The sequence below is a fragment of the Nocardia sp. NPDC051929 genome, from assembly GCF_044548645.1.
Taxonomy (GTDB): domain Bacteria; phylum Actinomycetota; class Actinomycetes; order Mycobacteriales; family Mycobacteriaceae; genus Nocardia; species Nocardia sichangensis.
The window spans coordinates 25,238-39,542 of sequence record NZ_JBIUCG010000034.1; the positions used below are offsets into that span (position 1 = coordinate 25,238).

At 66.2% G+C, this 14,305-nt stretch carries 10 protein-coding genes; 3 read left to right on the top strand and 7 right to left on the bottom strand.

Going from position 1 to position 14,305, the window contains the following annotated elements; translation table 11 throughout:
* Nucleotides 1-12 precede the first annotated feature (12 nt).
* A complete protein-coding gene (locus tag ACIHAX_RS35000; protein WP_397281911.1) occupies nt 13-945 on the top strand; it encodes an alpha/beta fold hydrolase in 933 nt (310 codons plus the stop codon).
* A 50-nt stretch (nt 946-995) separates the two neighbouring features.
* Here ACIHAX_RS35000 and ACIHAX_RS35005 read toward each other — a convergent pair whose 3' ends face one another.
* Both ACIHAX_RS35005 and ACIHAX_RS35010 read right to left on the bottom strand, forming a co-directional pair.
* Complete coding sequence (locus tag ACIHAX_RS35005) at nt 996-1,238, bottom strand: hypothetical protein (RefSeq protein ID WP_355080008.1); 243 nt, start codon at nt 1,236-1,238, stop codon at nt 996-998.
* 13 nt (nt 1,239-1,251) lie between these two features.
* On the bottom strand, nt 1,252-6,045 hold the full coding sequence (locus ACIHAX_RS35010) for an FHA domain-containing protein (RefSeq protein WP_397281913.1): 4,794 nt from the start codon (nt 6,043-6,045) through the stop codon (nt 1,252-1,254).
* Between the two features lie 1,262 nt (nt 6,046-7,307).
* On the opposite strand from ACIHAX_RS35010, the gene ACIHAX_RS35015 reads away from it, so the two are divergent.
* Together ACIHAX_RS35015 and ACIHAX_RS35020 are read left to right on the top strand one after the other, a co-directional pair.
* Nucleotides 7,308-8,060 carry a hypothetical protein gene (locus tag ACIHAX_RS35015; protein WP_397281915.1) on the top strand — a complete coding sequence of 251 codons (753 nt, stop codon included), beginning with the start codon at nt 7,308-7,310 and terminating at the stop codon, nt 8,058-8,060.
* Between the two features lie 91 nt (nt 8,061-8,151).
* Nucleotides 8,152-8,811: a hypothetical protein gene (locus ACIHAX_RS35020; RefSeq protein ID WP_397281917.1), complete on the top strand. Its 660-nt coding sequence runs from the start codon at nt 8,152-8,154 to the stop codon at nt 8,809-8,811.
* 375 nt (nt 8,812-9,186) lie between these two features.
* Here ACIHAX_RS35020 and ACIHAX_RS35025 read toward each other — a convergent pair whose 3' ends face one another.
* From ACIHAX_RS35025 to rpsL, 5 genes are all read right to left on the bottom strand, one after another.
* Nucleotides 9,187-9,669, bottom strand: a complete 483-nt coding sequence (locus tag ACIHAX_RS35025) for a hypothetical protein (RefSeq protein WP_397281919.1) — start codon at nt 9,667-9,669, stop codon at nt 9,187-9,189.
* A 104-nt stretch (nt 9,670-9,773) separates the two neighbouring features.
* Nucleotides 9,774-10,964 (bottom strand): elongation factor Tu, encoded by a 1,191-nt coding sequence (gene tuf / locus ACIHAX_RS35030; protein WP_067809956.1) that lies wholly within the window; start codon nt 10,962-10,964, stop codon nt 9,774-9,776.
* Nucleotides 10,965-11,063: 99 nt separating this feature from the next.
* A complete protein-coding gene (gene fusA, locus ACIHAX_RS35035; RefSeq protein WP_355080017.1) occupies nt 11,064-13,166 on the bottom strand; it encodes an elongation factor G in 2,103 nt (700 codons plus the stop codon).
* A 136-nt stretch (nt 13,167-13,302) separates the two neighbouring features.
* A complete protein-coding gene (gene rpsG / locus ACIHAX_RS35040; RefSeq protein ID WP_014353063.1) occupies nt 13,303-13,773 on the bottom strand; it encodes a 30S ribosomal protein S7 in 471 nt (156 codons plus the stop codon).
* Nucleotide 13,774: 1 nt separating this feature from the next.
* On the bottom strand, nt 13,775-14,149 hold the full coding sequence (rpsL, locus tag ACIHAX_RS35045; protein WP_039801925.1) for a 30S ribosomal protein S12: 375 nt from the start codon (nt 14,147-14,149) through the stop codon (nt 13,775-13,777).
* Between the last annotated feature and the right edge of the window lie 156 nt (nt 14,150-14,305).

The following is a 14,305-nucleotide window of genomic DNA, read 5'->3' on the forward strand; positions in this document are numbered from 1 at the left end:
GAAGGAGCAACCGTGGACGAAACCACTACCGCCGCGAGACCGAATCGGTGGCGCAATATCGGGCTGCTGATCGCCACCGTCCTGGTCGCCGTGGCCACCGGCTATACGACCGGCGCGGCGAACGCCGAGACCGACGATTCGCACGAGCACATGGTTCATCTTCCGGGCGGAGACATCCACGTCGTCGCCGACGGAACGCCGGGCGCTCGCGCGGTGGTGCTGCTGCACGGACTGGGCGCCTCGACCGCCTATTGGGATCCGGTGCTGCCCGCCTTGCGGGACCGGTACGTCGTGCGTATCGACCTGCTCGGCCACGGCAAGTCCGATAAACCCGACAGCGGCTACAGCACGTCCGAACAGGCGAGCCGAGTGGGGGCCGTGCTCGACCAGCTGGGCGTACGACAGGCGATCGTCGTCGGGCATTCTTCCGGCGGCTACGTGGCCACCTCGCTGGCCGAACAGCGCCACGACCTGGTGTCGGCGATCATGCTGATCGACTCCGGTCCCCGCCTGGACGCCGTCACCGGCAGCGGTCCGGTCGGCAACCTACTGTTCGTTCCTGCGATCGGACAGCCGCTGTGGCCGCTGCTCCCGGATGTCGTGCTCCGGCAAGCCATGAGTTCCGCGTTCACCCGGGACGTGCGGATCCCCGACCAGTTCGTCGCCGACCTGCGCGGCATGACCTACCGCAGTCTCACCGCGACCTCCACCGCGTCGGACGACTACCTGCGGGAACGGTCCGAACCGGACCGGCTCACCGACCTCGGCATTCCGGCCATGGTGCTCTACGGCTCTCAGGACAAGCGATGGCAGCCGGACTCTTACGAGGACTACCGCCGCGTCCCTGGCATCCGGATCGAGAGCCTCGACTGTGGCCACACACCCATGGTCGAAGAGCCCGACGGCACCGGCGCCGTCATCCGTGACTTCGTCGGCCGGCACTGACCGTAGTCGTCGGCCACCTCTGGGTGGTTCCTGCGGGGCCGCAGCTCCCGCTAGTCGTCTTCGCCGGTCGGTCCGTCCAAACCCGCCTCACGGAGGATGCGGGTCAAGGTATCGGTATCGACCGGCCGCTGCGGCTCTTCCTTCTCCGCAACCGGGTTCTCCCGAGCGACAGGCAGCATTTCTTCGTAGCCCGGGTCGCCGGGGTGGAACTCCTCGAAGCCGCTGTAGAAGACGCCGTCCTCGGTCTGGCCACGCAGCGGCAGCAGGATGGTCACGCCGTCTTCTGCCAGCATGGGTGGGCTCGTATCATCCGAATACGCGGTCAAAATAATCCTTCAACTGACGGGCAATCTGGTCGTTGCCGAGGGCGAACTTGCGAAGCTGCTTGATGTCGCCGTGCATCCACGCCGTGAACGCTTCGGCGAAAGCCTCGCAGCGACGGTTGTAGTAATCGTTCCACTTATGTTTTTTCCCGATGGATTGAAGCATCGACGCGTGCAGGTCGCGCCACTCCTGGGTGTCGCTGAGCCATCTTCCACCGGTACCGTACGCCGCGTCGGCCGCATGCCCGAACTCGTGGAAGACCACGTTCTCGCTGCCGCTGCGCCCGCCGGAGTTGATCACCAGCCGGCGCGGTCCACCCATGTACACGCCCTGGACGGTGTTCCAGCTCGTTCCGGCCTTGCGTCCGTATGGGGTACTGCCTGCAAGGCTCTCGGTACCGGGCAACTGGAGTAGGGGGCGATTACCTATGACGATTCCGCCACCGGCCACGGCGTTCATATGCTCGCTTACCCTCGCGTAGATATGGCTGGGCACTCGGGCGAGATCTGTCACCATCTGCCCGGTCTCAGGTGTCTGGTCGATGATGTTGACGAATGCGCCACCGTCGGCGGGAGGATAAGCGACAGTGAATTCGTACACATCGGCCAGGCGCACCTGATCCCCCGGATGCAGCATGACTTTCGTGCCGGGTGCGATCTCTTCGCCGTTGACGTAGGTGTGGTGGGTAGATCCTTCATCGCGGATCCAAACGCGGCCGGAGGGGTAGGTGCCGATACTGGCGTGCCTGCGCGAGATCCGGTCGGCGCGCGAAAGCCCGCTGGGTATCCCCGTCCCGTCCCGCCCGAGCAGGACCGGTTCGCCACCGCGCACCAGATCCAGCGACACGTCGCCGAGTGAGTTGTTGAGCTTCACCGCCAACGGGCGCGGAGGGGCCTGACCATAACCGTCCTCGAAACGTGCGGCGCCGATCCAGTCACCGAGCCGGACCTGATCGCCGGGACGAAGCCGAACCGGCCCTTGATCGGGATCGACCTTGATGTTGTCGACCCACGTCCCCCGCGTGGAGTGTTCGTCGCGCAACCACAGAGTTCCGAACTCGTCGCGGTAGATGACGGCATGGCGGCGGGATACCGATGTGTCGGTCAACTGGTCCGACAGCGGGGAGTCGGTCCCGCGCCCGAGCACAACCTGTTCACCACGCCGCAATGTCAGCGGAGGCACGTTTTCGTCGTCGGACAACCGCAGCTCCAGCGGCGGTTCCTCGCCGAATCGCAGCCGTGTCGACACGTCCCCGAACTTCACCTCGTCCTCGGCGTTCAGGTAGCGTTTCTGGCCCTCCGGCACGATCTCGTCGTTGACCCGCAGCGGGTTCCAGCCGTCGTGAACCCGATCGAGCACCCAGATGCCGCCATCCAGGTCACGTCCGACGATCACCTGCCGTCCCGGCCTGCCGATCACCATCGCGTGGCCATTCAGCGCACTGACGTCGACGGAAACCTCCTGGCCGGGTTCGAGGCGGATGGGGAGCTTCTGTCTGCGCTGCTCGAAGCGCAGCTCGGCGGGCGGAAGTTGCGGGGGTTCCTCGCTGCCGATACGAGCGGTCCCGACATAGTCCGGGCCGAGTCCCACGTTGTCGCCTTCGGACAGTGTCACCCTCTGGTTCGGAGCGATCCTGTCCCCGTTGATCCATACCCCTTCCGACCCCCGGTGGTCTCTGATCCACAGACGACCGTCGTGGTCCAGCCCGAGCGTCGCGTGCTGCTCCCCGATGCCGCGGATGCCACGCAACTGGGATGCGAAGGGCGAACTCTCGCCGGTGCCGATGATGACCGGCCTACCGGGTTCCAGCCGCACGGATGTCGCGTCCGTCCCGACGCCGAACCGCACGTGCACCGGGCTGGCGTCCAGCGCGGCGTCCAGCGGAATGAACTGCGCCTCCCCGCGGTAGCCGCCGAATCGCACGCCATCGCCCGGTGCCAAAGTGCGCTTCTCGCCTTCGGCGAGCAGGTCGCCGTTCACCCGGGTGCCGTTGGTGGAGCCCGCATCCCGGATCCACACGCGACCGTCCTCGTCCATGCCCATGGTCGCGTGGCGGCCCGACACAGTGATTCGGCCGGTCGCCTCAGGGTGTATGAGGCCGCGACCGAGATCCACTTCTCGGCCACGATGCAGCGTGAACGTGGGCCCGTCGTCCCCGAACAACCGGACTTCGGCTGTCTGCCGCTCGAATGTCACCCCCAGTTCGAGGTCCCGGCTCAGCAGCAGCTCTTGCCCGTCGTAGATGCGCACCCATTGCCCGCCCGCCAATTGCTTGCCGTCGACGAAAGTGCCGTTCATCGAATTCTCGTCGCGGAGCATGACGTGGCCTTGATCGTCCACCTTGAGCGTCGCGTGACGGCGTGACACCCGATCGTTCGCGACCTGCTCCAGCAGCGCGCCTTGGCCGCGTCCGAAAACGTATTCCTGGCCGGGAATCAGTCGCAGCGGAATCCGCGCGCCCTCAGGGCCGGTCAGCACCACGTCGACGTAGCCACCCTCGGGATGGCGGTAGTGCCCGGTGAGTCCGGCCGGCGGCGGCGCACCCGCGAGCGTGTACCGGTCCTGGCTCGCCGACTGCTCATGCAGCTGGACGCGCGGCTGCGGTCGTGTCGGCGGGCCGTCATACGTCGGTTCGTCGGTCCGCGTGTGGGGCGTCGGCTCTTCGTGTGTCGCCGGAGCCTCATCCGCTGCCGACTGCCGCCCGGCCGGATCTGCCTCAGCGACCGGAGGACGCGGCCTCGACTCGTCCGGAACACGCGAATCGTCCCGGATCGGCCGTCCATCCGACGTCTCGTCGACCGGGACCCGCGGCGTCAGTTCCTCCTGCCGGACGAGCGGACCATCCGCATTCCGTGGTAGCGCCGGCGGCTGGTCCCGGCGGCCTCGTGGCGCGACCGCCGAGCCGTCGACTTCGCCGCGCGGTGTGGGTGGCCTCCCGTTGCCCGCAAATGCGTCAGCGCCGGGCGGCCGGTCTTGTCGCGGCGTGACCGACACCGCCCGGCCGTCACCAGGGGTGATTCCCGGCGCCGAGCCGGGAGACTGCGGTGACACAGGCGGCAGAACCCCACGCCCGGTGTCACCACCACCCGCGGCATGTTCCTCCAACGCGGTCATCCGCTGGAGCATGCCGTCGTACCAGTCCCGATGACCCGCGGCGTAGAACACCGGGCTCAACTCTTCGACACGCTGCCGGATCTCCAGCAACTCCGGGCGGGTGAGAGCGTGGTCGTTCCACAAGATCTCGTTGGTGTCCCCGTAACGCAGGAAGTTCTCCGCGAAGGGGCCGACGGAATACTGCGCGTCGGTGAAATTCTCGAACGCGCGACTGTGGTCGATCCCCCATACGTTGCCGTCCGGATCCACCATCCAGTTGTCGCCATTGCGGTCCGGTATGCGTATCAGCACGTCCATGACACCTTGGCGCATTCCGGCAGGACCGCTGACGACGTCCTGCGGGAACGCGCTTCGCGGATACGTGTCCGCCGCCACCGTGCCGGGCACCACTTCCATGTAGACGTGGTCGCCGATCACGTGCACTGCGGGCACCCGTGCGCCCACCGCGTCGCCGACCAGCGAGCTCAGGAATTCCGCGTGTGCGTGCAGCGGATCGGAAACCACCTTGTGGATCACTTCGGTGCCGTCGTGGAAGACGAGCCGCTCTACCACTCTCGCCGACTTGCCCTCGGTGCTGAATCGTTCGATGGTCTCCACTCGCGGTGGTTCACCGGAACTCAACAGCTCATTGATGCGTGAGGCGAATTCCCAGTGGCGCAGACCGAGTCGAGGGGTGTCACCTTCCGAACGCATCGCGGTACGGCCTGCGGTGTGGACTCGGATCGCACTACCCGCCGCGCCGACGAACCCGCTGCCGAAGCCGGTGATCGCGGCTTCGCGAACCATCTTGAACAGGTCACCGAGGCTGTGGATCTCGTCCATGTGGATCAACACCGACGGCACCGCGCCTGCCAGACCGCCGGTCACACCGCCCGCGCCGCCGAGCAACATCGTGCCGCCCATATGGGCAGCGAGCCGACCGCGCTGACTGATCGCTCGGCCGCGCGCCCAGCCCAGCACGCGCGGCGCGAGTCTGCGGCCGACCTCCGCACCCGCCACACCACCGACCACACCGCCGAGGAGCATTTCCAGGAAGGCGCCCACGTCGAACTTGTCGCGCACGCCGTCTTTCAGGTCCCACAGCTGTGCGCCGCCGCTGATCGCGGCACTGGTCAGGAGACCGACTTTCGCCGCGTGCACCGCGCCGTGCAGCGCAGCCCGCTGCGCAGCGCCCGCTACCGCTCGTTCGCCCACCTCCGCGGTGAGTCTCGCGGCCGCGGCGGCCATCGCCTGCTCGGCCTCGATCCGGTCGATCAGCGCCTTCGCGCCCCCGCCCTGGAAGAACAGCAGAGCATCGTAGGCCAATTGGGCGGCGAGGGCGATCCCCATCGCGAGCAGCAGATGCTGTGTTTGCACACTCGAATCAGCGACGTCGTGGCACTGCTTTCCCAAGCTCTGGCACACCGCTGCCTGATCGCGCATGGATTTCACGACGACACGGTGGCGGTCGGCCAGGGCTGTCGACGTGGCGCCTTGCACGGCTTGCTCGGTACGCCCGGCCTCGCCCTCGTATCGGTCGGCGGAGTCGTTCAACTCACCGGCAGCCACCAGGTACGCGTCCCCGTTACGACGCATTCCATCGATGTCGGTCTCCGGCCAGTGGCCGAGGACCAATTCGCGCACAGCCGAAGGCACCTCGGCCAGCAAACCGCTAGCATCCATCGCAGCCTGCCTCCCGGCACCCTCACATTCGCTGCGAGATCATTCAGACATATCGGACCGCACTCATTATTCCCAATAGTGGGAATTCGATCGGTAAGGGAAAGCTGGCCGTACCCAGCGCGACGGACAGTCGAGATTGCAACTAATCCGAAAGTACTGCGCCGAAAGTAGCTTCGTTATCCCACACCGAGCCGATCGACCAGACGGCGCTTTCTGGGGCAACCGTCACGCGGTCCCGGCCCGGCGGCGGGAGTCTCACCACAGGCGGGTATGCGACCAGCGGTTCCGGGACAATGTCTGCAAGTACATAGGGAGACGGTGTGGGCGAAACATTTTCGGTCGATCCGGATCGGCTGCGGGAGCACGCGCCGCAGTTCGACCTGATCGGGGCGGACGTGGCGGCCACCGTGCGAAAACTGCGCGCGGCCTTGGCCGAGGAAGGCGAGCCTTGGGGCAAGGACGACGCCGGCCGCGCGTTCGCCGAATCTTACGTTCCGGAGCACAAACGAACGATGGCCGACTTGAACAGCCTCGTCGAAGTGCTCCAGCAGGCAGGCACCGATCTGCGCAACCTCGCCGAAAACTTTGAGAATCACGATCGGGCCGTCGGGCAGCGTATCCGTGACACTGCCGACGCGTTCCAGAAAGATCCGGTATCGATCCCGCTGGGAGAGCAGGTCACCCCCACCCACCGGCTCGGCCCGAACGCTACGGACGTACCTACTGCCGCGCAGCCATACGCAGGATCTCCTCTGCCCACCGCGGCCTCGACGGCGGCCCCGCCGGCCCACCGAACTCCCGTCACCGCGCCTGCGACCGCTCGGTCACCTGACTTGTCGAGCGCTCCTGCCGATACTCCCGGCACGCCTGAGGACGGTTCGAGCCCGAGGCAGCAGCCGGGCGGGACCGAGGGGAATCCGCCCGGCCGTGACCACCGCGGCACCGAACAGCCAAATACACCCGGTTCCAGCGCGCAACCCGCTCATCGGGCAGAAACCGCATCCACGCGTCCCACGCAGGGCAATCGGCCGTCTTCCCCGTGGACGAAGTCTGCCGCCACGAATCAGACCGCCGTGACGCCCCGGGCCGGCGTGGCGAAGCAGACCGGCGCCACGGCTCCGAGTACGCCATGGTCCAGGCCCATCACAGCGCGTCCGCCGAGGGTTTCCGCCCCGGACGCGGGGACACCCGGTTCGCCGCCGCGCGCGCCGGGCCGCCCTCCCGCACGACCGGATCAGAAGGACGAGAAAGCAAACCGGAAAGTGGACGCCTCCGCCGAGTCGGTCGCAGCCCGCCTCGCCCGGGAACTCGCCGACCGCCACGGCGTGCGCGCCTTCGGTTTCGAGACCCCGGGCGTCGCGGTCCAGGTACTGACCGAGATCGTCGCCGCAGTGGACGACGTGCTGCCGCGATACCCGCAAATCGTCCTGCGCGCCATTGGGATCGAAGAACTGGCGAGCGGCGAAGCGACGCGGCTGGAATGGGATTCGGGCGCGACACCTGGAGACTCCGAGAACGCTCCTGATTCACCGGAGAAGCGCTCCTCGGTCGCGTCCGAGGGGGTGCTCACCGCACGCATCGCGCTGGCGGTGGGCGCTGCCACCGACCCGGAGCGTTTACAGCAGACCGTCACCACAGCCGACAACGCGGGCATGCTCGCCCCCGGATGCGCGAGACGGCCCGTGTATTCGTCGATCGTGCGCGAGCTCGGCAGAGCGCTCGACGGAGCAGGCGGCTTTCGCGCTCGCGCCGCCGCACAGCGCGTGCTGGTCAGGGCGTATATGCCGCAACTGAACCCGGAGGACAAGGGCTCGTTGAATCGCACGGTGTCCGGCTTCCAGGAATGGCGGTCGCAGTTGAGCGGCCGCAGCTTCGATCGCGGGCGATTCCACCCCGCCGCTGCTCTGGCCGAGGCATTCACCGACGTAGTCCTCAACGCCGCAGAGGCCGCACCGCCCGCGCAGGTACTGCACCGCCTGCTCGTCACCACCGCGGACTCCCCCACACCCCCGTAATCACCACCGCACAGTCGTACGAGCAGCCAGTGTGTGAGCGTCCGGCTTGCGAAGGTGAATTTCGTTGAGAGGCAGCGATATTGTGAGCAGCATGCGGTGGATGGTTGCGATGAGCTTGGTGCTGCTGCTGGGCGGCTGCGCGCAGACCACGGCGGGAAGGCCGCAGCCGGTAGCAGGGGCGTCGCAGACGGCGTCGTCGTCGCGGGCGGCGGCACCGGAGAAGGACGGGGAACTCCGAGATCGGATCGCTTGGGTTCGGCAAGGTACGCCGGTTGATCTCGCCGGCTTCCATTCGGCCCGGATCGAGGGCGGTCCGGTGACCGACCTGCGGGACGATATCGCGTTCGTCAGCCCTACCAGCAAGATCAGTTGCATCACGGGGAAAGCGTTGGGGATGGACGGGTTCGACTGCACGGTCGAGCTGAAGGAACCGGTGCCAGCGCCGGGCGAGGGCTACGGCCAATGGTTCGGCGGATACGTGACCTACGCGGGGCGCCGGTTGACGGTGGGCCAATTCCGCGGCGATCCAGGGCTTTTCATCAACGGCCAGGGCCGGACCTTGCCGTACGACAGCACCATCACCTTCGGCGACTACGCCTGCCGCATCGCGACGACCGGCCTCACCTGCGTGCACCCCGCTCAGGGCACGGGCGTGCAACTGAGCAGTGAGGGCGTCGTCCCGCTCGGCTGCCTGCGCGAACTCCCGCAGACGGAGCGCGAACCGGCCGTCGGCCGCGCTTATGCCTGCTGAGCACCCGTCGCTGCGACATCCAACGCTATTCCGTGGCCTTCGGATGGCCGGTTCCGGCGTACGTTATCCAGATGGTCCGATGGTCGTCATCGATCAAGTACCAGACTCTGCCCCCACTGGTGACTTCATACTGCCAGCGCTCGAGAGTGGCGCCCTTCCACACCGCCGATCCCATCGAACCCTTGAGACGATGCTGCCGCTCCGGGTTCGCCGATGCCCTCGGATTCGCTCGGATCGCGTCGAACGCCCGACGAAGGTTGGCAGCCGCGTGCTGCGCCAAATGCTCCCAACCGGTACAGGCTTCGGTAGTCGCGAAACGGACTTCGAATTCTTCGCCGACCGCAGGAGGCGCGACGCGATCGCCCCGCTTCGGACTCATCCGGCCGACTCTTCCGACTCCGGCACCGGGACCGGCCCGAGATCGCCTTCCGGCTCACGAGTCAGAATTGCCAAGAGCGCCGGGTCGGCATAGATCTCAGCTGTGTGCCGCCACTGTGCCAGCAGCGTGGCCAGTGGAGCGAGGTTCTCCAAGGCCGCCGCGCCCCGCGCTACCGCGACCAATTCATCGAGAAACTGATCGAGATCCCCTGCCGGAAGGAAGGTCACCCAAGGAACAGCGTCCGGCAGGACATCCCGCACGGCCTCCGCGCCCAGCCGACGCACCAGACCCGCGAGCAGTCGCGCCGTGAAATCGACAACTATGCCCTCGGCATCCAGCTGCGATACCCGCATGAGTGCCAAATCGTCGGCATCGCGCCGACGCAGCCGCAATGCGCGCACGTCGTCCAAGAGCTTCGCGGTCACCGCAGGCTTGTGCAGTAAGTCGCTGAAAGGGACGACGTCGTAGGCAGCGCTCATGACATCCACACTACCTCGGATGTTCGATCCGCTGGAATAGGAGCCCCGAAACGCGAACGGCGCCGCCCCTTTCGGAGCGGCGCCGTTCTCAGCGATTCAGCGAATCACTTGATGATCTTCGTGACGCGACCGGCGCCGACGGTGCGGCCACCCTCGCGGATCGCGAAGCGCAGACCCTCGTCCATGGCGACCGGCTGGATCAGCTTGACGGACATCTCGGTGTTGTCACCGGGCATGACCATCTCGGTGCCCTCGGGCAGGGTCACAACGCCCGTCACGTCAGTCGTACGGAAGTAGAACTGCGGACGGTAGTTGTTGAAGAACGGGGTGTGGCGGCCGCCCTCGTCCTTCGACAGGATGTACGCCTGGCCCTCGAACTCGGTGTGCGGGGTGGTGGTGCCCGGCTTCACGACGACCTGGCCGCGCTCCACGTCCTCACGCTTCAGACCACGAACCAGCAGACCGACGTTGTCGCCCGCCTGGCCCTGGTCCAGCAGCTTGCGGAACATCTCGACACCGGTGACGGTGGTCTTGGTGGTCTTCTCGCGGATGCCGACGATCTCGACTTCCTCGTTCACGTTGATCACGCCACGCTCGACACGACCGGTGACCACGGTGCCACGACCGGTGATGGTGAAGACGTCCTCGATCGGCATCAGGAACGGCTTGTCGGTCTCACGAACCGGGTCCGGGATCGACTCGTCGACCGCGGCCATCAGCTCCAGCACCGACTCCGCCCACTTCGGGTCGCCCTCGAGCGCCTTCAGACCGGAGACCCGCACGACCGGCGCGTCCTCGTCGAACTCCTGCGAAGCCAGCAGCTCGCGGACCTCCATCTCGACGAGCTCGAGGATCTCCTCGTCGTCGACCATGTCGGCCTTGTTCAGCGCGACCAGGATGTAGGGCACGCCGACCTGACGGGCGAGCAGCACGTGCTCACGGGTCTGCGGCATCGGGCCGTCGGTGGCGGCGACCACGAGGATGGCACCGTCCATCTGCGCCGCACCGGTGATCATGTTCTTGATGTAGTCGGCGTGACCCGGGGCGTCGACGTGCGCGTAGTGGCGCTTCTCGGTCTGGTACTCGACGTGGGAGATGTTGATCGTGATACCACGAGCCTTCTCCTCGGGCGCCTTGTCGATCTGATCGAACGCGAAGCTCTCGTTCAGATCCGGGTACTTGTCAGCCAGCACCTTCGTGATCGCTGCAGTCAGCGTGGTCTTGCCGTGGTCGACGTGACCGATGGTGCCGATGTTGACGTGCGGCTTCGTCCGCTCGAACTTCGCCTTCGCCACTTCTTTGTCCTCCTGGACTTGTTGGTGCGTGCAATTGCAGCAGTGCGGGGGTCATCCCCGCGGACAACGGGGAAAGGGTTTACAAACGCCCGGGAGCCATTACTCGCCGGTCGCCTTGGCGATGATCTCCTTCGACACGTTGGCCGGAACCTCCGCGTACGAGTCGAACACCATGGAGTAGTTCGCCCGGCCCTGGGTCTTCGACCGCAGGTCACCGATGTAACCGAACATCTCCGAGAGCGGAACCAGCGCCTTGACGACACGGGCACCACTGCGTTCCTCCATGGCCTGGATCTGACCACGGCGGGAGTTCAGGTCGCCGATCACGTCGCCCATGTAGTCCTCGGGCGTCGTGACCTCGACCGCCATCATCGGCTCGAGGATCACCGGACCGGCTTTGCGAGCCGCTTCCTTGAGCGCTTGCGCGCCCGCGATCTTGAACGCCATTTCCGACGAGTCGACGTCGTGGTAGGCGCCGTCGAGCAGCGTGACCTTCAGGTTCACCAGCGGGTAGCCGGCGAGCACACCGTACTGCATGGCGTCCTGGGCACCGGCATCCACCGAAGGGATGTACTCCTTCGGCACGCGGCCACCGGTGACCTTGTTCTCGAACTCGTAGTGCGCGCCGTCCTCGCCGACGAACGGCGCCAGCGCGATGATCACCTTCGCGAACTGGCCGGAACCACCGGTCTGCTTCTTGTGCGTGAACTCGAGCTTCTCGACCGGCTTGGTGATCGTCTCGCGGTAGGCCACCTGCGGCTTACCGACGTTCGCCTCGACCTTGAACTCGCGCTTCATGCGGTCGACCAGGATGTCGAGGTGCAGCTCGCCCATACCGCCGATGACGGTCTGGCCGGTCTCCTGGTCGAGCTTGACCGAGAAGGTCGGGTCCTCTTCGGAGAGACGCTGGATCGCGGTGCCCAGCTTCTCCTGGTCGGACTTGGTCTTCGGCTCGATGGAGACCTCGATGACCGGGTCCGGGAAGGTCATGGACTCGAGCACGATCTGGTTCTGCGGATCGCACAGGGTGTCACCTGTGGTGGTGTCCTTGAGGCCGATGACCGCGTAGATGTGACCGGCCGAGGCCGCGCCGACCGGGTTCTCCTTGTTGGAGTGCATCTGGAACAGCTTGCCCAGACGCTCCTTCTTGCCCTTGGTCGAGTTGATGACCTGGGCGCCGGAGTCGACCTTGCCGGAGTACACGCGGACGTAGGTCAGCTTGCCGAAGAACGGGTGCACCGCGATCTTGAACGCCAGCGCCGCGAACGGCTCGTCGGCGCTCGGCTTGCGGGTGAGCAGTTCCTCTTCCTTGCCGGGCACGTGGCCGGTGGTGGCCTCCACGTCCAGCGGCGAGGGCAGGTAGTCGATGACCGCGTCGAGCATGGGCTGCACGCCCTTGTTCTTGAACGCCGAGCCACACAGCACCGGGTAGAGCTCGGAGGTCACCGTCAGCTTGCGGATGGCGCCCTTGATCTCCTCGATGGTCAGCTCTTCGCCGCCGAAGAACTTCTCCAGCAGCGCCTCGTCCGACTCGGCGACGGTCTCCAGCAGTTCCTGGCGGTACTGCTCGGCCCTCTCCTTCAGCTCGTCCGGGATCTCGACGACCTCGTACTGCTCACCGAGCTTGGTCTCGCCGCGCCAGACCTTGGCGTTGTTCTCGACCAGGTCGACGATGCCCTCGAAGGTGTCCTCCGCGCCGATCGGCAGCTGGATGACCAGCGGCTTCGCGCCGAGGCGGTCCTTGATGGTCTGCACGGTGAAGTAGAAGTCCGCACCGAGCTTGTCCATCTTGTTGACGAAGCAGATCCGCGGCACGTCGTACTTGTCCGCCTGACGCCACACCTGCTCGGACTGCGGCTCGACGCCTTCCTTGCCGTCGAACACCGCGACGGCGCCGTCGAGCACGCGCAGCGACCGCTCCACCTCCACGGTGAAGTCGACGTGCCCGGGGGTGTCGATGATGTTGATCTGGTTGTCGTTCCAGAAGCACGTGGTAGCCGCGGAGGTGATGGTGATACCACGCTCCTGCTCCTGCTCCATCCAGTCCATCGTGGCAGCGCCGTCGTGGACCTCACCGATCTTGTAGGTGATGCCGGTGTAGAAGAGGATGCGTTCAGTTGTGGTCGTCTTGCCCGCATCGATGTGGGCCATGATGCCGATGTTGCGGACCTTGTTCAGGTCGGTGAGCACGTCCTGTGCCACGGAAATCTTCCCCGCTCGTAGCTAGTTGGGATTATCGGGGACGACCCTGTGGTCGCCTCTATGTCAACGCCGGAAGCGGCCGGTGAGTGCCGCCTCCGGCTGTGCCTCCCGACCCAGACGACGGGCCGGGCAGACGTCACCAGCGGTAGTGCGCGAAGGCCCGGTTGGACTCGGCCATCTTGTGGGTGTCCTCACGGCGCTTGACCGAGGCGCCGAGGCCGTTGCTGGCGTCGAGCAGTTCGTTGGCCAGACGCTCGACCATGGTCTTCTCCCGGCGCGCACGCGAGAAGTTGACCAGCCAGCGCAGGGCCAGAGTGTTGGCGCGGCCCGGACGGACCTCGACCGGCACCTGGTAGGTGGCGCCACCGACGCGGCGGGGCTTCACCTCCAGCGACGGCTTCACGTTGTCCAGCGCGCGCTTGAGGGTGACGACCGGATCGGTACCGGTCTTCTCGCGCGCCTGCTCCAGCGCACCGTAGACGATGCGCTCGGCGGTGGACTTCTTGCCGTCCAGCAGGATCTTGTTGACCAGCTGAGTGACCAGCGGCGAACCGTAGACCGGGTCGTTGATCAGCGGACGCTTGGGTGCGGGGCCCTTGCGTGGCATATCAGCTCTTCTCCTTCTTGGCGCCGTAGCGGCTGCGGGCCTGCTTGCGGTTCTTCACACCCTGGGTGTCGAGCGAGCCGCGAATGATCTTGTAACGAACACCGGGGAGGTCCTTCACACGACCGCCGCGCACGAGCACCATCGAGTGCTCCTGCAGGTTGTGTCCCTCGCCCGGGATGTAGGCCGTGACCTCGACCGAGCTGGTCAGGCGAACACGCGCGACCTTGCGCAGCGCGGAGTTCGGCTTCTTCGGGGTCGTGGTGTACACGCGGGTGCACACGCCACGACGCTGCGGGCTCCCCTTCAGGGCCGCGGTCTTCGTCTTGGCGACCTTGTCGCGGCGACCCTTGCGGACCAGCTGGTTGATGGTTGGCATAGACCGGCTTTCCTTATTAGTTAACGCGGTGTGTGGACTTGGTGTCTGTTTTAAGTTCGCGGCGTTCCCGGGGCCCTTCGTGGAGACAAGCTTCCACTTCGAGGCCCGTCGTTCACGCCGCTGTCATCGAGCTTTCACTCGCACGTCCGGCCACGT

What these genes read in the sequence shown, in the direction of transcription:
- ACIHAX_RS35025 (WP_397281919.1), bottom strand. Translation starts at nt 9,669, where the DNA reads ATGAGCGCTGCCTACGACGTCGTCCCTTTCAGCGACTTACTGCACAAG.
- ACIHAX_RS35020 (WP_397281917.1), top strand. Translation starts at nt 8,152, where the DNA reads ATGCGGTGGATGGTTGCGATGAGCTTGGTGCTGCTGCTGGGCGGCTGC.
- rpsG (WP_014353063.1), bottom strand. Translation starts at nt 13,773, where the DNA reads ATGCCACGCAAGGGCCCCGCACCCAAGCGTCCGCTGATCAACGACCCG.
- ACIHAX_RS35010 (WP_397281913.1), bottom strand. Translation starts at nt 6,045, where the DNA reads ATGGATGCTAGCGGTTTGCTGGCCGAGGTGCCTTCGGCTGTGCGCGAA.
- rpsL (WP_039801925.1), bottom strand. Translation starts at nt 14,149, where the DNA reads ATGCCAACCATCAACCAGCTGGTCCGCAAGGGTCGCCGCGACAAGGTC.
- ACIHAX_RS35005 (WP_355080008.1), bottom strand. Translation starts at nt 1,238, where the DNA reads ATGCTGGCAGAAGACGGCGTGACCATCCTGCTGCCGCTGCGTGGCCAG.